Raw genomic sequence first — 20,622 nt, 5'->3', positions numbered from 1 at the left:
AAACAAAATCAACCAGCGACATAGCGAGTAGGGGAGTACTCCATGATGGTTCGCAAGAATCCTTTGAGCCTGCGCGTGCGCCAGGCATTGTTCGGCAGCATCGCGGCGGGCGCCGCATCGCTGGCCTTCGCCGCGCCGCAGGAGAGCCAGGTCGCGCCCGACGCGGTCACGCTCGACAAGATCACGGTCACCGCGCAGAGCCGCGAGCAGGAACTGCAGGACGTTCCGATCGCGTTGCAGGTCGTCAATGCGCAGATGCTCGACGACGTCGTCGCCGAGGACCTGAGCGGCATCGACATGTTCGTCCCCGGCCTGGTCGTCAATGGCCAGCAGCCGACCCAGCCCAGTTTCCAGCTGCGCGGCATCAGCACCGACGACTTCGGGATCGGTACCGATCCGGCCGTCGGCGTGTATGTCGACGGCGTCTACGCCGGGCGCGGCGGCGGCGTGCTGCTGCCGTTCACCGACGTGGAGCGGATCGAAGTGCTGAAGGGACCGCAGGGCACCCTGTTCGGGCGCAATACCGCGGCTGGCGCCATCTCGATCGTCACCCACCGGCCCGGGCCGGATGCCGAGGGTCGCGCGCGCCTGCGCCTGGCCGAACATGGCAAGCAGTACGTCGACGCGATGGCCAACATCCCGGTCGGTGAGGACTCCGCGTTCCGCCTCAACGGCGTGTTCAACCAGGCCGACGGCTGGATCCAGGACGCCAATACCGGCGAGGACCTGGCGCCGGAGGACAACTGGGCGACCCGTGCGGCCTTCAGCACCCGCTTCGGCGACAACACCACCGCCTGGATCACCTGGGACCATGAAAACCTGGACCAGCTGGGCCAGGCCACGATCGGCATCGTGCCGCTGCCCGCGGCGCCCGCCACGCCGTCGTTGCCGGTCGACGAAACCGCCTACCTGGATCCGCGCAGGACGCCGGCCGCGGTCGACGTGGACGGCAACGAGGAGTCGCGGCGCTTCGACGGCGTGACCCTGATCGTGGACCACGCTCTGTCGTGGGGCAGCCTGACCTCGACCACGGCGTGGCACGACTACGATTCGCTGAACCGGGTCGAGGAGGACGGTACCGACCGCCGCGACCTGTACGTGGATTCGGTCAACACCGAGAGCAACACGAATTTCTACCAGGAATTCAAGTTCGCCGGCAGCGGCGAGCGCTTCGACTGGGTGGCCGGCGCGAGCTACTTCCGCGAGAAGGCCGACCAGACCAGCCAGGTCAACGCCTATACCGACTCGGTCGATACGATCGTGCGCAACATGGGCCTGGCGCCGACCCCGGACGGGACGCTGTACGGCTTCACCAGCCAGGTCATGCAGATGTACGGCATCCCGTTGACGCTGATGGGCGAGCCCTGGAACGAGCAGTTCGTCAACACGCTCGAGACCACCGCCTATGCGCTCTACGGCGACGTGATCTGGCGCGCCAACGACCGCCTCAACCTGACCTTCGGCCTGCGCTACACGCGCGACGAGAAGGATTTCAGCTGGTTCAACGACCAGCGCCATGCGCCGGGCCTGGATGCGACGCTGGACCAGATGGAGGCGCTGGGCATCTTCGCCATGCTGGGGATCCCGAAGGAGGCCTACATCTTCGACATCGCCTTCATCGATCCGCCGGCGATGATGAACAAGGGCGTCAAGACCCGCGATTCGAACAGCTGGGACGACATCAGCCCGCGCTTCGTGGCCGACTACCACTTCACCGACGACCTCATGGGCTTCGCGTCGGTGGCCAAGGGCTACAAGGCCGGCGGCTTCAACGCGCTGCAGATCGACAGCCAGTTCGAGAACGAAGACGTGTGGAACTTCGAGACGGGGATCAAGCAGGTCCTGCCCGAATACGGCTTCCGCTACGACGCATCCGCGTACTACTACACGTACGACAACCGCCAGGCGATCCGCCTGGACACGACGCCGGCGATCCCGCGCTACGTGGTCGACACCTCTGACCTGGAAGCGTGGGGCGTGGACTTCAACGCGATCTGGCAGGCGACCCGCGCGCTCTCGCTGGATTTCAACGCCGCCTACATCGATTCGACCTACAGGAACTACGTGACGCCGGAGGGCATCGACGTCAGCGGCCAGGCGACCGGCATCCCGAAGTGGTCGTTCGCCGCCGGTGCGGCCTACCTCTGGGACCTGGACGAGAATGGCAGCGTGCGTGCGTCGGTGCGCTACGGCTATCGGGGCAAGACGCGCTGCAGCGACGAATCGCAGAGCCAGGGCACCTGTGGCGTGAGCCCGGCGTTGCGCCTGGGCGAGTCGCAGGAACTGGCCAACCTCCGCGTGGGCTGGACCTCGGGTAGCGGCCGGTACGGCGTGGCCGTGTACGGCGAGAACCTGCTCGACAACCAGTACGTGAACGGCCTGGCCACCTACGGCAAGACCGTGCTGGGGACGGTCGGCGCACGCGTGACGCCGCCGCGCGTCTGGGGCGTGGAGTTCACCGCAGGCTTCTGATCGGATTCCCGTGCTGGCGGGAGGGGGCTGGCGGGCCGCGGGGAGCGGTCCGTCAGCTCTTTTTTTTGCGCGTCGTGCGGCAGGCAAGCAGATGCTCCACGCGCGCGGAGGCAACAGGGATTGCCTTGGCCTTGAACCGGCGTTGCGGCGCCCTGCCGGGCGCGGCCGTCTTGCTTCAGAGAGGCCGAACCCGGAAGCGCCGCCCCTTGATCTTGCCCGCTTCGAGCTGCCTGAGCGCGCGTGCGGCCTGTTCGTGGGCGATGGCCACGTAGGAGCGGGTGGCATGGATGGCGATCTTGCCGATCGCCTTCGCCGGCACGCCCGCTTCGCCGGTGAGCGCACCGAGGATGTCGCCGGCGCGCAGCTTGTCGGTCTTGCCGCCGTCGATGCGCAGCGTGGTCATCGGCGCCTGCGCCGGCTGCGCGGGACGGCCGGTGGCCAGCGGCGAGGATTCGCGCGGGGGCGGCGCGTCCTGCGCGGCGGCGATCATCTCCGCGCGCGCGTTCTCGCGCGGGGCGACCAGGCTCAACGCCAGTCCCTTGCGGCCGGCACGCCCGGTGCGGCCGATCCGGTGGCGATAGGCATCCACGTCGGTCGGCAGCTCGTAGTTCAGCACCGCCGCCAGGTCCTCCACGTCGAGGCCGCGCGCGGCCACGTCGCTGGCGACCAGCACATTGCAGCTGCGGTTGGCGAGCTGCAGCAGTACTTCGTCGCGGTCGCGCTGCTCCATGTCGCCATGCAGGGCCAGCGCGGAGAACCCGAACTGGCGCAGCGAGCCGGCCACTTCGTCCACGTCCTTGCGGGTATTGCAGAACACCACGGCCGACTCGGGCCGGTAGCGCAAAAGCAGCCCGGCCACGGCCTTCTGCCGGTAGGCGGCATCGACGTCGAAGAAGCGCTGCTCGATCGCCGGTGCGCTGTCGCTGCCTTCGGCCGACACTTCCACCGGCTCGCGCAGCAGCTGCCGGGCCAGTTCGCGGATCTCGTCGGGAAAGGTCGCCGAGAACAGCAGCGTCTGCCGGTGCTTGTCGCAGCGGCTGGCGATCTCGCGGACGGCTTCCTCGAAGCCCATGTCCAGCATGCGGTCGCCTTCGTCCAGCACCAGCGTGCGCACGCCGCCCAGGTGGAGCACGCGCTTGCGGGCGAGCTCCTGGATCCGGCCCGGGGTGCCGACCACCACCTGCGGGTCGTGCGCCTGCAACGATGCGATCTGGGGTTCCAGCGCCATGCCGCCGGTAAGGATGCTCAGCTTGAGATTGGGGATGCCGGTGGCCAGCCTGCGCAGCTGCTTGCCGACCTGGTCGGCCAGTTCGCGGGTCGGGCACAGCACCAGCGCCTGCGCGCGGGACACGCCCGGATCGAGCCGCTGCAGAAGGCCCAGGCCGAACGCGGCGGTCTTGCCGCTACCGGTCGGCGCCTGGGCGATGAGGTCCAGGCCGTCCAGGATCGGCGGCAGCGCCAGGGCCTGGATCGGGGTGGGGGTGGTGTAGCCCAGCGCGTCCAGGCCGGGACGCAGGGCCGGGGACAGGGGCATGGAAGCGAAGTCGTTCATGCGCCATTTTCGCAGGTCACGGCCGCGAAAGGGCGCCGATCACGCATGTCACGGGGTCTGGCGCCTCGCGGCGCCCGGTACAATGTGCGGATGCCTTTGATCACCCTGCAGAACCTCGACTACAGCGTCGGCGGCCCCTTGTTGCTGGAAAAGACCGACCTGTCGATCGAACCGGGCGAACGCATCGCCCTGATCGGCCGCAACGGCGCCGGCAAGTCCACCCTGATGAAGCTGATCGCCGGCGAACTGAAGCCCGACGACGGCGAAGTGCGCGTCCAGCAGGGCGTTCGCATCGCCCGGCTCGAGCAGGAGGTGCCGCTGGGCGCGGCCGGCAGCGTGTTCGACGTCGTCGCCGATGGCCTGGGCGACCTGGGCAAGTGGCTGGCCCAGTTCCACCACCTGAGCCATGCCGACGAGTTCGACGCCGATGCGATGGGCAAGGTGCAGGCCAAGATCGATGCCGCCGATGGCTGGGCGCTGGACCAGCGCGTGGTCGAGACGCTGACCAAGCTGGAACTGGACGGCGATGCCGAGTTCGCGCGCCTGTCCGGCGGCATGAAGCGACGCGTGCTGCTGGCGCGTGCGCTGGTGTCCTCGCCGGACCTGCTGCTGCTGGACGAGCCGACCAACCATCTGGACATCGAGGCCATCGACTGGCTGGAGGGATTCCTCAAGGCGTGGGCGGGCAGCGTCCTGTTCGTCACCCACGACCGCCGCTTCCTGCGAGCGCTGGCCACCCGCATCGTCGAGATCGACCGTGGCCGGGTCACCAGCTGGCCCGGCGACTGGGCCAACTACGAGCGCCGGCGCGAGGAACGGCTGAACTCCGAGGCGCAGGAAAACCAGCGCTTCGACAAGCTGCTGGCGCAGGAAGAGGTGTGGATCCGGCAGGGCATCAAGGCCCGTCGCACCCGCGACGAAGGCCGCGTGCGTCGCTTGAAGGCGATGCGCACCGAACGCACCCAGCGCCGCGACCTCGGCGGCAACGTGCGCATGGAGGCCGCGCAGGGCGAGAATTCCGGCAAGAAGGTCATCGAGGCCAAGGACGTCTCGTTCGCCTTCGGCGCCAGGACCATGGTGCGTGATTTCTCCAGCGTGATCCTGCGCGGCGACCGCATCGGCCTGGTCGGCCCCAATGGCAGCGGCAAGACCACGCTGCTGAAGCTGCTGCTGGGCGAGCTGCAGCCGCAGGCGGGCGAGGTGCGCCAGGGCACGAACCTGAAGATCGCCTATTTCGACCAGTACCGCGCGACCTTGCGCGAGGACTGGAGCGCGATCGAGAACGTCGCCGAAGGCGCGGACTTCATCGATATCAACGGCAAGCGCAAGCACGTGCATGCCTACCTGCAGGATTTCCTGTTCACCCCGGAGCGCGCCCGCGCGCCGATCACGCGGCTGTCCGGCGGCGAGCGCAACCGCCTTTTGCTGGCGCGCCTGTTCGCCCAGCCCTCGAACCTGCTGGTGATGGACGAACCGACCAACGACCTGGACGTGGAAACGCTGGAACTGCTGGAAGAACTGCTCGGCGATTACAGCGGCACGCTGCTTCTGGTCAGCCACGACCGCGACTTCCTGGACAACGTGGTCACCTCGACCATGGTGATGGAAGGCGAGGGCAGGATCGGCGAGTACGTCGGTGGCTACAGCGACTGGGTACGCCAGCGTCCCGCGGCGCCGGCCAGCGCCGCGCAGGTTGCCCGTGCCTCGGCGACGGCGAACGCCACCTCGGCGGCCGTACCGGCAGCGATCCAGGCGTCGGCATCCGTTGCCGATGCCACGCCCAAGCGCAAGCTCAGCTACAAGGACGCGCGTGAGCTGGAGCAGTTGCCGGCCCGGATCGAGACCCTCGAGACGGAGCTGGCGGCCCTGGCCGCGGCGATGTCCGATGCCGGCTTCTACCAGCAGGACCCGGGTGCGGTCGCGGCCCATACCCAGCGAATGGCCACGGCCCAGTCGGAGCTGGATTCGGCCTACGCACGCTGGGCCGACCTGGATGCCTGATCCCGGTGCGACGGCGTCAGCTGTCGCGCGCGGAGACGGGGCTTTCCAGGGCCACGAACGCCCAGAACGGCACCTCAGCCTCGGCCCACCAGTGCGAGGCTTCCTGGAGCAGGCCCAGCAGGGTCTGCAGTTCGTCGGCGCGCGCGGACTGCAGCTGCCCGGCGGCCTCGAACAGCAGCATGTACCCGGGAGCGGGCAGCCATTCGAGGTCGCGCAGCGCGTCCATCAGCGCATCCCAGTTGCCGCCGCGCCCGCCGGGCACGTCCAGCATGGTGGCGATCCGCAGCAGCAGGGTCTGCTTGTCGCGGCAGCCGGCCAGGTCGATGCGGCGCACCAGCAGCCCGGCATCGCGCGCGGCGGCGGCCAGCGCAGGCACGTCGGCCGCGTCGACCTGGTACACGCCCGCCTGCGAGGCATCGTCGAAACCGAGGTCGAATCCGGATTCGCTCATGGGAACCCTTCCCGTGCGGGTGGCTGGAAGCGGCGGAAGCTTTCGTAGTGGTCGCCGGTGTAATACCAGTCGCGCGGCGGATCTCCGCCAGTGACGATCCGGCGTGCACCGCGATGGGACAGTCCGGGCGTGGGCACCGTGTACTCGCGGTAGTAGCCGTGGGCATGGCGGGGCAGGCGGCCTTCGCGGTTGCCGAACACGCTGCCGTCCTGGCGGTGCTGGAACGACCCGCCATCCTGGATGCGCCGGATCACCGCCGCGGCTTCGCCGGGCAGGAAGGCGGGCAGGGCCTCGGCGTGGGCGGCCGGAGCGGTATCGACAACCTGCGTCGATGCGCCCGGAGTAGCCGATCGGTCCGCGACGGGTCGCGACAGCCAAGCCAGCGCTGCCAGGGCGACGACGACCAGCAGCAGGCTGGCAGAACGGGTGGGGCGCATGCGCGGGACGTGCTAAAGGGTGTGGCCGGAGTATGCGCGCGCGCCTGCGGCGCTGCTTGAACGCAGGCACAGCGCCGCCGCTTCACGTCGTGGGAACCCGCTCGCGCGCATGCTGATGCCCGGTTGGGCCGACGTCGCCGGGACGCTGCATTCCCCGCCAGGCAACGCAGACACCTTGGTTGCGCGCGCCCGCATCCCTACACTGTTGCCCGCAGCGTCCGGTTCGCCCGGACACGGATTCCCACGAATTCCAAGGAGAGCACCATGGCCTATACCCTTCCCGAGTTGCCGTATGCCTACGATGCGCTGGAACCGCACATCGATACGGAGACGATGAAGATCCACCACACCAAGCACCACCAGACCTACATCAACAACGTCAACGCCGCGCTCGAAGGTACCGAGTACGCCAACCTGCCGGTCGAAGAGCTGGTGGCCAAGCTGAAGACGCTGCCGGAGAACCTGCAGGGCCCGGTGCGCAACAACGGTGGCGGCCATGCCAACCACACCCTGTTCTGGACGGTGATGTCGCCCAAGGGTGGCGGCGAGCCCAAGGGCGACACGGCCAAGGCGATCGACAAGGACCTGGGCGGCTTCGAGAAGTTCAAGGAAGCCTTCACCAAGGCCGCGCTGACCCGCTTCGGCAGCGGCTGGGCCTGGCTGAGCGTGACCCCGGACAAGAAGGTCGTGGTCGAGAGCAGTGCCAACCAGGACACCCCGCTCAGCGACGGAAATACCCCGATCCTGGGCCTGGACGTCTGGGAGCATGCCTACTACCTCAAGTACCAGAACCGTCGCCCGGAATACATCGGCGCGTTCTTCAACGTGGTCGACTGGGACGAGGTCGAGCGCCGCTACCAGGCGGCCGTGAAGTAAGCCGGACCGCACGCGACGCGCCACCGACGCCCCGGTAATCCCGGGGCGTCTTCGTTTGCGCCATCGCCTTCCGCTTCGCACTATCCGCACAGGCGTAAAAAAGCCCCGGCATCGCTGCCGGGGCCTTGCATGTCGCACGCGGTCGCGGGGATCAGTCCGTCGTCGCGTCGCTACCGCGCTGCTTCTCCAGCCATTCCTTCGACGGCTCGTCCAGCTTGTCGCCCAGCATGCGCCGGACCACGATGAAGAACACCGGGATCAGCAGCAGGCCGAGGAAGGTGGCGAAGACCATGCCGCCGATCACGCCGGTACCGATCGCATGGCGCGCATTGGCGCCGGCGCCGGTGGAGATCGCCATCGGGACCACGCCCATGATGAACGCGAACGAGGTCATCAGGATCGGCCGGAAGCGCAGGCGCGAGGCTTCGATCGTTGCCTCGCGCAGGGTCTTGCCCGCCAGGCGCTGCTCCACCGCGAACTCGATGATCAGGATCGCGTTCTTGGCGGCCAGGCCAATGATCGTGATCAGGCCGATCTTGAAGAAGATGTCGTTCGGCAGGCCGCGCATCAGGCTGAACAGCACCGCGCCGAGCAGCCCCAACGGGACCACCAGCAGCACCGCCACCGGGATGGACCAGCTCTCGTAGAGCGCGGCCAGGCACAGGAACACGACCACGATCGAAAGCACCAGCAGCAAGGTGGCGGCGTTTCCGGCCAGGATCTCCTGGTAGGACATGCCGCTCCAGTCGTAGCCGAAGCCGCCCGGCAGGTCGTTCTGGACGATCTCCTCCATCGCCTTCATCGCTTCGCCCGAGCTGTGTCCCGGTGCAGGCGAGCCGACGATATTGACCGCGGCATAGCCCTGGTAGCGACTGAGGGCTGGCGCACTGGTGTTCCATTCGGAACCGACCACCGTGGACAACGGGATCATGCCGCCAGCCTGGCTGGGCGTGTAGAAGCTCGACAGCGATTCGGCGCCAGTGCGGAACGGTGCGTCGGCGCGCAGGTTCACGCGCTTGATGCGCCCCTGGTAGAAGAAGTCGTTTGCGTACACCGGCGCCAGCATCAGGCTGATGGCGTTGTAGATGTCGCTGACCTCCAGTCCCATCGACTGCGCCTGCACCCGGTCCACGTGCAACTGCAGCTGCGGGGAGTCTTCCAGTCCGTTCGGGCGCACACCGACCAGTCCCGGGTTCTGCGCGGCCTGGCCGAGCAGCATGTTGCGGGCCTGGGTCAAGGCGGCCTGGCCCTGGCCGGTACGGTCCTGCAGCCACATGTCGAAGCCGCCGAACTGGCCCAGGCCCTGCACGGTCGGCAGGTTGACCACGAAGATCGTGGCTTCCTTGATCCCGAACAGCGCGCCATTGGCCTGCTGGATGAACTCAGGTGCGGTGAGGTCGCGTTCGTCCCACGGCTTGAGCTTGATGAAGGCCATGCCGACGTTTTCGCCCGAGCCGACGAAACTGAAGCCGGCTACCTGCAACATGCTCTCGAACCCGTCCAGCTGCTCGAGCGAACCGCGCATCTGGTCGAACACGCCCTGGGTCCGCTGCAGCGTGGCGCCCGGCGGCAGTTGCACGATCGCCATGGCGTAGCCCTGGTCCTCCTCGGGGAGGAAGCTGCCGGGCATGCGCGAGAACAGGAAGCCGCACAGGATCGCCAGCGCCGCGAACAGGATCATCCAGCGCGGCGCGTGCCTGACGGCGCTGCCGATGTGGCCGACATAGGTATGGCTGACCTTGTCGTAGTACTTGTTGAAGGTACGGAACACCCAGTTGGAATTGGCGTGGTGGCTGGGCTTGAGGAAGGTCGCGCACAGCGCCGGGGTGAAGCCCAGCGCGAGGAACGCGGAGAACGCCATCGCGATGGCGATCGTCAGCGCGAACTGCTTGTAGATCTCACCGGCCGCGCCGCCCTGCAGTGCGCTGGGGATGAACACGGCCGCCAGCACGACGGTGATGGCGACCACCGCGCCGGTGATCTGCTCCATCGCCTTGAGCGTGGCCTCGCGCGGCGGCAGGCCTTCCTCGGTCATGATGCGTTCGACGTTCTCGATCACGACGATCGCGTCGTCGACCACGATACCGATCGACAGCACCATCGCGAACAGGGTCAGCTGGTTGATCGTGAAGCCGATCAGCGTCATGCCCAGGAATGTGCCCAGCAGGGCCACCGGGATGACCAGGGTGGGAATGATCGTCGCGCGGATGTTCTGCAGGAAGATCAGCATCACCAGGAACACCAGCACGATCGCCTCGACCAGGGTCTTGACGACCTCCTCGATCGAGATCTTGACGAACGTGGTGCTGTCGTAGGGCGACATCCAGGTCACGCCCTGCGGGAACGTGGACTGCAGCTCGTCCATCTTGGCGCGCACGGCGCCGGCCACGTTAAGTGCGTTGGCGCCGGGCAGCAGCTGCACCGCGAAGGCGCCCATCGGCTTGCCGTTGAACTTGGTGTCGAAGCCGTACGAGCCGGGGCCGAAGCTGACCCGGGCCACATCGGCCAGGCGCACGGTGGTGCCGTCGCTGTCGGCGCGCAGGATGATGTTCTCGAACTGTTCGGGCGAACTGAAGCGGCCCTCGGCCGAGACCGTGGCGGTGAACGCCTGGCCTTCCGGTGCCGGGTCCGCGCCGACCGAACCGGCGGCGAACTGCACGTTCTGGCCCCGGATGGCCGCCAGCACCTGGGTGGCCGACAGGCCGAAGCCCTGCAGCTTTTCCGGGTTCAGCCAGATGTTCATCGCGTACTCGGCGCCGAACTGCTGGATGCTGCCCACGCCGGGGATGCGCGAGATCTGGTCGATCACGCGCGAACCGTTGAGGTCATTGAGCGCATTGCGGTCGACCGCCGGGTTGTCGGAGACCAGGCCCACGACCATCAGGAAGCCCGCGTTGGCCTTGGCCACTACCACGCCCTGCTGGATCACTTCGGTCGGCAATCGCGGCGTCGCCAGGGCGACCTTGTTCTGCACCTGCACCTGGGCGATGTCCGGGTCGGTACCGGTCTCGAAGGTCAGGGTGATGCTGGCGCGTCCGCTGGCGCTGGACGACGAGCTGAAGTAGAGCAGGTGGTCGATGCCGGTGAGCTGCTGCTCGATGACCTGGGTGACCGCTTTCTCGACCGTGTCAGCACTGGCACCGGGATAAGTGGCGCCGACGGTGACCTGCGGCGGTGCGATGTTCGGATAGGATTCCACGCCTAGGCCAAGAATCGCGATCACGCCGGAAAGCGAGATCAGGATCGCTACGACCCAGGCGAAGACCGGGTGGTTGATGAAGAACTTGGGCATTGGGATCGGTCCTTACGCGGCCGGTTCGGGCGATTTTTCGGCTGCCGCATCGACCGGTGTCTCTGGCGCCTGGGCCGGCTTGCCCGGTGCTGCCGCCGGCTGCCACGGCGTCGCCTGCACCGGTGCCCCCTCCTTGGCCTTCTGCACGCCGCTGACGATGATCTTGTCGCCCGCCGCCAGTCCGGAGGTGACGATCCAGCGCCCTTCATGGGCGGCGCTGGTGGTCACGTTCTTGCGCTCGACGTTGCCGTCGGCGCCGACCACGCGGGTGAAGGCGCCATTGGCATCGCGCAGCACCGCTTCCTGCGGCACCAGGAATACTTCGTGCAGCTCGCCCATGTTCACCTTCAGGGTGACGAAGCTGCCCGGGAACAGCGTCTGGCCCGGATTGGGGACCAGGGCGCGCATCGTGACCGCGCCGGTGGCCGGGTCGACCGTCGTGTCGGAAAAGTCCAGGGTGCCCGGCTGCTCGTGCACGCGGTCGCCGGGCAGCACCACCTGCACGGTGGCCTTGCCGGTGCCGACCAGCGAAACGTTGGTCGCTGCGCGCAGCTGCGCCAGTTCGGTAGAGCCGATCGAGAAGTTGGCGAACAGCGGGTCGAGCTGGTCGACCGTAGTCAGCAGGGTCGCTTCACCCTGGCCGACCAGGGCACCCTCGGTCACGCGCTGCTTGCCGGCGCGGCCGGCGATGGGCGCGGTGACCTTGGCGTAGCCCAGGTTGATATCCGCGTTGCGCACGTTGGCACGCGCCGCCGCGACCGCGGCCGAGGCGCTGCGCTCGGTGGCGACGGCGTTGTCCAGGTCGCTTTGCGAGACGAACTTCTGCGGCGCCAGCTGGCGGGCACGGTCGGCCGTGGTGCGTGCATTGGCGTAGGTGGCTTCGGCCTGTGCCAGCTGGGCCTGGGCGACGCCGAGCGAAGCCTGCAGTGGCGCGGGGTCGATCTCGAACAGCACCTGGCCTTCGCGCACATCGCTGCCTTCTTCGTATACCCGCCGCAGCAGCACGCCCGGTACGCGGGCGCGCACATCGGCGCTGCGGTAGGGCGACAGGCGGCCGACCAGGTCGCGGTTCAGCGGCACGGTCTGTGGCTGGGCCTCGATCACGCCCACTTCAGGGGGCGGTGGGGCGGCAGCTTCGTCCTTGCCGCCGCCGCAGGCGGTCAGGGCAAGCAGGCCGCAGGACAGGAGGAGGGGGAGGCGCATGGGAACTCCGGGGAAATGTAGGAACAGGACTGGGAATCAGGTGCGTGGAACGGGCGGGGCGAATGCGCGCAGGAAACTGTCGACCGCGAATTCCGCCCACTGTGTCCGCAGGCTGGTTGTGTCGCGGTGAGGAACCAGGAAGCGTTGCCGGTCGAAATCCAGGCCGACGATCATGCCCAGCAACAGCTCGGCCGCCGAGTGCGGATCGTCATGCCGGAGCAGGCCCCGGCGCATCGCCTGTTGCAACCAGGTGGCGAGGCGCTCCTGCAGGCCCTCGATCCAGATCCCGTAGAGTGCCCGCACTTCGTCGGGGAACTGGCAGGCCTGGCCGGTGATCAGTCGCGCGGTCCCGATCGTGCCCGGTCCGGACAGGCGGGCCAGGTGGTCGCGGGCGAAGGCGACCAGACGCGGGCGCAAGGTCGCGGAATCGGGAACGCCGGTGAGGACCGCGGCCTTGCGGCTGTCCTCGCTCAGGACCCGCAGCAGCAGCGACTGCTTGGAGCCGTAGCGCGCATACAGCGTCTGCTTCGAGCATCCGGCGCGCGCGGCCACCGCGTCCATGCTGATCTGCACGCCCTGCTCGCGGACCAGGGCGCGCACTGCATCGTGCACCCGCTGGTGGCGGGCGTCGTCGACCTGTCGCGGGGCAGCGGGGCTGGGAGTCTGCATGCGGACTGGACTATACCGTCCAGTTCATTAATTTGGAAGCGGTGATTTCTTCCGTCCTGCAGCAAGGTTGTTGCGATGGGCGCGGCTACAATTGTCCGCACACACTTTTGCTGCGGAGTTACAGGCGATGAAATCCACTTCTTCCGGTGAAAAACGGACGACGAAGCCGACGAAGGCCGCGAGCCCGGCGAAGAAGGCCGCAGCGCCGGTTGCCGCACAGGCGCGCTTCTCCTTGGAGCCTGTGTACGCAGCGGCGCGGCGCCAGGCGCCGGCGACGCGCCAGGCCGAGTTGCAGGAGTTCCTGGGCGAGTTCTACCGCCGACTGGAAGAAGACGAATATCCGCAGCACCCGCCCAAGACCTGGGCGGCGATCGGCATGGACATGCTCGAGTTCGCGCGTCGGCGCCGGGCAGGAACGGCCAACGTGCGCGTGTTCAACCCGACCCTGGCCGCCAACGGCTGGGAGTCCGCCTACACGGTGCTGCAGATCGTCAACGACGACATGCCGTTCCTCGTGGATTCGGTCAGCATGGCCCTGGCCGAGATGGGCGTGGGCGTGCACGTGCTCGGCCATCCGCTGGTGCGCTTCGCGCGCGATGGAAACGGCAAGCTGCAGTCGGTCGGCGATGGTCGTCCGGAATCGCTGATGCTGCTGGAGATCGACCGCCAGGCGCCGTCGGCGATGCGCCAGATCGAGCAGCGCATCGCCGCAGTGCTGGACGAAGTCCGCGGCGTGGTCGCCGACTGGGGCCTGATGCGCGAACGCATGCAGGTACTGGGCGACGACCTGGCGACGCGGCGCATGCCGGTGGACGACACCGGCCGGCGCGAAGCGCAGGAGTTCCTGCGCTGGGCGGCCAACGATCATTTCATCCTGTACGGCTACCGCGAGTACAAGGTGGTCAAGCAGGGCGGTGAGTCGGTGCTGGCGCCGGTCGAGGGCTCGGGCCTGGGCCTGATGCGCGGCAAGGACAGCTCTCCGCCGCGGCCGGTCAAGGGCCTGGCGGCGCACGGCCTGAACCGCTCGGGCACCAGCGAGGCGCTGATCCTCACCAAGACCAATGCGCGCTCGCGGATCCACCGCAAGGGCTACATGGATTACATCGGCGTGCTGGAGTTCGACGCCAACGGCGTGATCACCGGCGAGCAGCGCTTCCTGGGCCTGTATACCTCCAGCGCCTACAACCGCCGCCCGTGGGAAATCCCGCTGGTGCGCGAGCGCTACGAGCACGTCATGCGCCGCAGCGGGCTGTCGCCGAGCAGCCACAGCGGCAAGGCGTTGCGCCACATCCTGGAGACGCTGCCGCGCGAGGAGCTGTTCCAGTCCAGCGAGGAAGAGCTGTACCGCACCGCGACCGGCGTGCTGGGGCTGCAGGAGCGCGTGCGCAGCCGGCTGTTCCTGCGCCGCGACCGCTATGGCCGCTTCTTCTCCGCCCTGGTCTACATCCCGCGCGAGCGCTTCAACACCGACGTGCGCCTGCGCATCGAAACGCTGCTGAAGGACGCGTTGCAGGGCGAACAGGTCGATTCGAGCGTGGTCCTGGGCGAGTCTCCGCTGGCCCAGCTGCACCTGATCGTGCGTCCGCGGGCCGGCGCGTCTACCGACATGAACACCAGCGAGCTGGAGCGTCGCCTGGCCCACCTGCTGCGCAACTGGCAGGACGACCTGCGCGAACTGCTGATCGCACGCCACGGCGAGGCCGACGGCCTGCGCATGGCGAGCGGGTACGGGCGGGCTTTGCCGGCCGGCTACATCGAGGACATCACGCCCGAGCTGGCCGCCAACGACGTCGAACAGCTGGCCGCGCTGACCGGGCCGGAAGACCTGCGCCTGAGCCTGCACGCGGTCGCGCGCGAGGGCACCGCCGGGCTTCGCCTGAAGCTGTACCGCCAGCATGACGACATCCCGCTGTCGGATGTGCTGCCGCTGATGGAGAACATGGGGCTGAAGGTCATCTCCGAGCACCCGTACCGGCTGCAGGCCAGCCTGGACGATGGCGGCAGCCAGCCGATCTACATCCAGGACTTCGAGGTCGAGCGCGCCATCGGCGGTGGTGACCCCACTGCACTTGCACCGGTCTTCGAACAGGCTTTCGCCGCGATCTGGTCCGGCCGCGCCGAGAACGACGGACTCAACCGCCTGGTGCTGGCCGCCGGCCTGGACTGGCGCCAGGTCGCGCTGCTGCGCGGCTACTGGAAGTACCTGCTGCAGACCGGCGTGCCGTTCTCGCAGAACTACGTCGAAGAGACGCTCGGCCGCTACCCGCTGCTGGCCCGCCTGCTGGTCGAGCTGTTCGAGGCGCGGTTCCATCCGGCCACCGGGAATGAAACGGCCGCGCAGATCCTCGACGGCCAGCAGCGCCTGGTCGACCAGTTGCGCGTCCTTGCCGCCGGCGACGAACCGGCGATCAAGGCGCTGCAGGAAGTGGTCGACGCGCGCAGCGCCGATCGCACCACCCAGGAGCGCGTCACGCGCGCCGCACTGCTCAAGCTGCTCGACCGCGTCTCCAGCCTGGACGACGACCGCATACTGCGCGGCTTCATCGGCGCGATCGACGCGACCTTGCGCACCAGCTATTTCCAGACCGGCGCCGACGGCAAGCCGGGCCACTGCATCAGCTTCAAGTTCGACTCGGCGCTGGTGCCCGACCTGCCCAAGCCGCGCCCGTACCGCGAGATCTTCGTCTACGGTCCGCGCGTGGAAGGCGTGCACCTGCGCTTCGGCCCGGTGGCGCGTGGCGGCCTGCGCTGGTCGGACCGTCGCGAGGACTTCCGTACCGAAGTGCTCGGCCTGGTCAAGGCACAGATGGTCAAGAACACGGTGATCGTGCCGGTCGGGGCCAAGGGTGGCTTCTTCGTCAAGCAGCCGCCGGCGTCCGGCGAGCGCGATGCGGTGATGGCGGAAGGCATCGCCTGCTACAAGCTGTTCATCCAGGGCCTGCTCGACATCACCGACAACATCGTCGAAGGCAGGATCGTGCCGCCGCGCGACGTGGTCCGCCACGACCAGGACGATCCGTACCTGGTGGTCGCCGCGGACAAGGGCACGGCGACGTTCTCCGACATCGCCAATGGCCTGGCCATCGCCCACGGCTTCTGGATGGGCGATGCCTTCGCCTCCGGCGGCTCGGTCGGCTACGACCACAAGGGCATGGGTATTACCGCCCGCGGCGCGTGGGAGTCGGTCAAGCGCCATTTCCGCGCCCTGGGCCGCGACTGCCAGGTCGAGGACTTCAGCTGCGTGGGCATCGGCGACATGTCGGGCGACGTGTTCGGCAACGGCATGCTGCTGTCCAGGCACATCCGCCTGGTCGCCGCGTTCGACCACCGCCACATCTTCCTGGACCCGGATCCGGATGCCGCGCGCACGTTCGCCGAACGCGAACGCCTGTTCGCGCTGCCGCGCTCCAGCTGGGCCGATTACGACACCAAGCTGATCAGCAAGGGTGGCGGCGTGCACCCGCGCAGTGCCAAGTCGATCGAGATCACCCCGCAGGTGCGTGCCGTGCTGGGCCTGGACGAAGGCGTCAGGTCGATGTCGCCCAACGAACTGATGTCGGCGATCCTGCAGGCGCCGGTCGACCTGCTCTGGAACGGCGGCATCGGCACCTACGTCAAGGCGTCCACCGAGCAGCATTCGGACGTGGGCGACCGCGCCAACAATGCACTGCGCGTCAACGGCGGACAGCTGCGCTGCCGGATCGTGGGCGAGGGCGGCAACCTCGGCATGACCCAGCTGGGCCGGATCGAGGCCGCGCACGCCGGCGTCCTGCTCAACACCGACTTCATCGACAACTCCGCCGGCGTGGACACCTCCGACCACGAGGTGAACATCAAGATCCTGCTCAACGACGTGGTCCGTGCGAAGAAGCTGACCATGCCGGCCCGCAACAAGCTGCTGGCATCCATGACCGACGAGGTCGCGCGGCTGGTGCTGTTCGACAACTACCGGCAGAACCAGGCGATCAGCCTGATGGAGCGGATGAGCGTCAAGCGGCTGGGTTCCAAGCAGCACTTCATCCGTACGCTGGAGTCGCAGGGCCTGCTCGACCGGCAGATCGAGTTCCTGCCGTCGGATGCGGAGCTTTCCGCACGCAAGGCGCGCGGGCAGGGCATGACCCGGCCGGAACTGGCGGTCCTGCTGTCCTACTCCAAGCTGGTCGCCTTCCAGCAACTGCTGGATTCGGACATCCCCGAGGATCCGTACCTGTCCAAGGAGCTGCAGCGCTACTTCCCGCTGCCCTTGCAGAAGAAGTACACCGACGAGATGGAGCGGCACCGCCTCAAGCGCGAGATCATCGCCACCGCCGTCACCAACACGACCATCAACCGGATGGGCGCGACCTTCCTGCTGCGCATGCAGGAAGACACCGGCCGCAGCCCGGCCGAGGTGGCCAAGGCCTACACCATCAGCCGCGAGACGCTGGATGCGCGGATGCTCTGGACCCAGATCGACGCGCTCGACGGCAAGCTGCCCGAGGCCGCGCAGATCGATGCCCTGCAGGTGATCTGGAGCCTGCAGCGCTCGTTCGTACGCTGGCTGCTCAACCGCCCCGGGCCGATGCCGAGCATCACCGAGGCGGTGGATCGCTACCGCGATCCGTTCAACGACATCCGCGAAGCGTCGGGCGTGCTGCCCGATTCCCAGCGGCCTGCGTACGAAGCGGCGCTGCGCGAATGGCGTGACAAGGGCATGCCGCCCAAGCTCGCCCAGCAGCTGTCCGAACTGCCGTACCTGGAGCCTGCCTTCGACATCATCGAGCTGGCGCGCGCGCGCAAGCTCAAGCCGGTCGATGTCTCGCGCGTGCACTTCCGCCTGGGCGACGCCCTGCAGCTGCCGTGGCTGTTCGAGCAGGTCGACGCACTCGCCGTGGACGGTCGCTGGCATGCGGTCGCCCGGGGCGTGATGCGCGACGAGCTGGCCGCCCACCACCGCGTGCTGGCGGGCCAGGCGATGTCCCAGCCCGGTGCCGATGCCGACGCGAAGGTCCGTCACTGGCTGTCGCGCGACGATGCCGCACTGCGCTTCACCCTGGGCATGCTGTCGGAGCTGTCGGCGCAGAAGACGCTGGACTATCCGACCCTGTCGGTGGCCGTGCAGAAGCTGGGCCAGCTCGCTTCGCGCGGCTGAGCCGCGATCGGGGCGCCGGCATGACGCCGGCGCCCCTGCTGGACATCGATCTGTCGCGAGCGGTTATCCTGCCGGCTCCCGACGGAGATCGTGATGAGTGCCAGTCCCCGCATCGCCTTCCTCGCCAGTACGGCGCCCAACGCGCAGGAGACGCTGCAGGCGATGGTGGCCCGGCATGGGCAGCATCCGCCCGAGGAGGCGGACGTGATCTGCGCGCTCGGCGGAGATGGCTTCATGCTGCAGACGCTCCACCGGCACGGCGGGCTGGGCAAGCCGGTTTACGGCATGAAGCTGGGCACCGTTGGTTTCCTGATGAACCATTTCAACGCCGACGACCTGCTCGAGCGGATCGCCGCGGCCGAGCCCGCCAAGCTGCGTCCGCTTGAGATGGTGGCGCAGACCGAGTCGGGCACCAGCATCGGTTCGCTGGCCTACAACGAAGTCTCGCTGCTGCGGCAGACGCGGCAGGCCGCGCACATCCGCATCGGTCTCAACGGCCAGACCCGCCTGGACGAGCTGATCTGCGACGGCGTGATGGTCGCCACGCCGGCCGGCAGCACGGCCTACAATTTTTCCGCGCACGGACCGATCCTGCCGCTGGGGTCGCACACCATCGCGCTGACCCCGATTGCCGCGTTCCGGCCACGACGCTGGCGCGGCGCCATCCTCAAGGCCGATACCGAGATCCGCTTCGAGGTGCTCGATCCGTACAAGCGGCCGGTCAGCGTGACCGCCGACTCGCACGAGACGCGCGACGTGGTGGAGGTGGTGATCCGCGAGTCGGCCGACCGCATGGTCACCCTGCTGTTCGATCCCGAGCACAACCTCGAGGAACGTATCCTCAGCGAACAATTCGTGGTATGACGTAGCGCGCCGGGTGAAGTGGGTAAGCCTTCCCGGTCACAACCAGAATCCACTCGAAGTCATCGAGCTTCAACGGCAGGGGAGGGGTCCCGTGAAGTTGTTGTATCTGATGCTGCTGTGCGCCATGCCGGCGCCAGCGGCCGCTGCGTGCATGTTCACCAGCAACGTGACGCCTTTCCAGGCCGATGCTCCGGCGCTGGTCGACAACGCGCAGATCCCGGCGCCGGAGATCGAGATCGCAAGCCTGACGCGTGGCATCGGCGGCGGCGCGACCTGCGACGCACTGGGCTTCCTGTCGGTCCAGTTGAAGTGGCCGCGGGGCAGCGACTATTCGCTGGACGAGATCGGCTTCGAGTACCGGCTGGTCAGTGGCCAGGCACCGGAGGGCCTCCTCCCGGCCGTGGTCGTGGCCTCTCCTGTCTCCGGACGGAAGGCCGAGCACCAGTTCACCTGGCAGGACGTGCCTACCAGCCAGCAGAGGCCCGTGCACCTGGAGCTGGAAGTGCGTGCGGTCACCCGCGATCGCCAGCGCGGTGCGCCGGCCCGCGTGAGGATCGATTCGCCCGGCGGTTGAGGCACTGCGCGCCATGCACGTGGCGTCGGCATGGTCGATAATGCCGGCATGGCCAGACCCGACGACAACGCCCCCCGCCTGCTCACGATCGCGGTGACCTCGCGTGCGTTGTTCGACCTGGAGGAAAGCCACGCGCTGTACGAGCGCGAGGGCGTGGATGCCTATGCCGGCTACCAGCGCGAGCTGGAGGACGAAGTGCTCGAGCCGGGCGTGGCATTCCCGGTGGTGCGCAAGTTGCTGGCGCTGAACCGGCGTTTGCCCCCGGGGACGCCGCAGGTCGAGGTGATCCTGCTGTCGCGCAATTCGGCCGATACCGGCCTGCGCATCTTCAACTCGATCCAGCACCACGGCCTGGGCATCGTGCGCGCGGTGTTCACCGCCGGCGAGCCGACCTGGCCCTACGTGGCGCCGTTCGGCACCGACCTGTTCCTGTCGGCCAATCCCGAATCGGTGCGGCGCTCGCTGCAGCACGGGGTCGCCGCGGCGACGATCCTGCCGGCTCGCGCCGCCAATGCGGCGCGCGACCAGTTGCGGATCGCATTCGATGGCGACGCGGTGATCTTCGGTGACGAGAGCGAGCGCATCTCGCGCGAACAGGGCGTGGAGGCATTCGGGCTTCACGAGCACGAACGCGCGCGCGAGGCGCTCCCGGGCGGGCCGTTCCGCGGCTTCCTGTCGGCCCTGCACGATCTGCAGGCGGCGTTCCCGCCCAGCGAGGACGCGCCAATCCGTACCGCGCTGGTCACCGCGCGTTCGGCACCGGCGCATGAGCGCGTGATCCGCACGCTGCGCGAGTGGGGCGTGCGCCTGGACGAGGCGCTGTTCCTCGGCGGACGGGCCAAGGGCCCGTTCCTGGCGGCGTTCGGTGCGGACATCTTCTTCGACGATTCGGCGCACAACATCGACAGCGCCCGCCAGCACGTGGCGGCCGGACACGTCCCGCACGGCGTGGCCAACCCGGACTGAGCCGCCGGCGCAGGCAGTTCGACGCCGGGTCCATGTATGACATCAGCATTGCCGGCCAGCACGGGACCGCCGCTCGCGTTCCGTACCGCGCGTTCATTCCGGACCGAACCGAACCGGGCCGCACCGAACGCAGT

General features: G+C 68.1%; 13 protein-coding genes. 7 read left to right on the top strand and 6 right to left on the bottom strand.

What is annotated here, in order from left to right; all coding sequences use genetic code 11:
* Nucleotides 1-42: 42 nt before the first annotated feature.
* Complete coding sequence (locus MNQ95_RS14890; protein ID WP_241953338.1) at nt 43-2,472, top strand: TonB-dependent receptor; 2,430 nt, start codon at nt 43-45, stop codon at nt 2,470-2,472.
* Nucleotides 2,473-2,647: 175 nt separating this feature from the next.
* Here the strand turns inward: MNQ95_RS14890 and dbpA are convergent, their stop codons facing one another.
* Nucleotides 2,648-4,024, bottom strand: coding sequence for an ATP-dependent RNA helicase DbpA (gene dbpA, locus MNQ95_RS14885; RefSeq protein WP_241953337.1), 1,377 nt, complete (start codon nt 4,022-4,024; stop codon nt 2,648-2,650).
* Nucleotides 4,025-4,114: 90 nt separating this feature from the next.
* Between dbpA and MNQ95_RS14880 the strand changes: the two genes are divergently transcribed.
* The gene (locus MNQ95_RS14880; protein WP_162410998.1) at nt 4,115-6,025 is read left to right on the top strand and encodes an ATP-binding cassette domain-containing protein; all 1,911 of its coding nucleotides are present in this window, start codon (nt 4,115-4,117) and stop codon (nt 6,023-6,025) included.
* A 16-nt stretch (nt 6,026-6,041) separates the two neighbouring features.
* Here the strand turns inward: MNQ95_RS14880 and MNQ95_RS14875 are convergent, their stop codons facing one another.
* Nucleotides 6,042-6,476, bottom strand: a complete 435-nt coding sequence (locus MNQ95_RS14875; protein ID WP_241953336.1) for a barstar family protein — start codon at nt 6,474-6,476, stop codon at nt 6,042-6,044.
* On the bottom strand, nt 6,473-6,913 hold the full coding sequence (locus tag MNQ95_RS14870) for a guanyl-specific ribonuclease (protein ID WP_162410996.1): 441 nt from the start codon (nt 6,911-6,913) through the stop codon (nt 6,473-6,475). Before MNQ95_RS14870 ends, MNQ95_RS14875 begins: the two co-directional genes overlap by 4 nt.
* A gap of 264 nt (nt 6,914-7,177) precedes the next feature.
* Between MNQ95_RS14870 and MNQ95_RS14865 the strand changes: the two genes are divergently transcribed.
* The gene (locus tag MNQ95_RS14865) at nt 7,178-7,789 is read left to right on the top strand and encodes a superoxide dismutase (protein ID WP_162410995.1); all 612 of its coding nucleotides are present in this window, start codon (nt 7,178-7,180) and stop codon (nt 7,787-7,789) included.
* Nucleotides 7,790-7,940: 151 nt separating this feature from the next.
* On the opposite strand, the gene MNQ95_RS14860 is transcribed toward MNQ95_RS14865, so the two are convergent.
* Genes MNQ95_RS14860 through MNQ95_RS14850 form a run of 3 tightly spaced genes read right to left on the bottom strand, consistent with a single transcriptional unit; the run spans nt 7,941 to nt 12,953 of the window.
* Nucleotides 7,941-11,081 (bottom strand): multidrug efflux RND transporter permease subunit, encoded by a 3,141-nt coding sequence (locus tag MNQ95_RS14860; RefSeq protein WP_241953335.1) that lies wholly within the window; start codon nt 11,079-11,081, stop codon nt 7,941-7,943.
* Between the two features lie 12 nt (nt 11,082-11,093).
* A complete protein-coding gene (locus MNQ95_RS14855) occupies nt 11,094-12,284 on the bottom strand; it encodes an efflux RND transporter periplasmic adaptor subunit (RefSeq protein WP_241953334.1) in 1,191 nt (396 codons plus the stop codon).
* 36 nt (nt 12,285-12,320) lie between these two features.
* A complete protein-coding gene (locus MNQ95_RS14850; protein WP_162410992.1) occupies nt 12,321-12,953 on the bottom strand; it encodes a TetR/AcrR family transcriptional regulator in 633 nt (210 codons plus the stop codon).
* A gap of 127 nt (nt 12,954-13,080) precedes the next feature.
* Between MNQ95_RS14850 and MNQ95_RS14845 the strand changes: the two genes are divergently transcribed.
* The 4 genes from MNQ95_RS14845 to MNQ95_RS14830 all read left to right on the top strand — a co-directional run bounded on the left by MNQ95_RS14845 (nt 13,081) and on the right by MNQ95_RS14830 (nt 20,488).
* On the top strand, nt 13,081-18,084 hold the full coding sequence (locus MNQ95_RS14845; protein WP_241953333.1) for an NAD-glutamate dehydrogenase: 5,004 nt from the start codon (nt 13,081-13,083) through the stop codon (nt 18,082-18,084).
* Nucleotides 18,085-18,177: 93 nt separating this feature from the next.
* Entirely contained in the window at nt 18,178-18,948 is a 771-nt protein-coding gene (locus MNQ95_RS14840) for an NAD kinase (RefSeq protein ID WP_162410990.1), read from the top strand.
* Between the two features lie 91 nt (nt 18,949-19,039).
* The gene (locus MNQ95_RS14835) at nt 19,040-19,522 is read left to right on the top strand and encodes a hypothetical protein (RefSeq protein ID WP_241953332.1); all 483 of its coding nucleotides are present in this window, start codon (nt 19,040-19,042) and stop codon (nt 19,520-19,522) included.
* Between the two features lie 48 nt (nt 19,523-19,570).
* Nucleotides 19,571-20,488, top strand: a complete 918-nt coding sequence (locus MNQ95_RS14830) for a 5'-nucleotidase (RefSeq protein ID WP_162410988.1) — start codon at nt 19,571-19,573, stop codon at nt 20,486-20,488.
* Nucleotides 20,489-20,622: the final 134 nt, after the last annotated feature.

The sequence above is a fragment of the Pseudoxanthomonas daejeonensis genome (assembly GCF_022637495.1).
In the GTDB taxonomy this organism is placed as follows: Bacteria; Pseudomonadota; Gammaproteobacteria; order Xanthomonadales; family Xanthomonadaceae; genus Pseudoxanthomonas; species Pseudoxanthomonas daejeonensis.
This window is presented reverse-complemented; position numbering and strand designations above follow the sequence as displayed.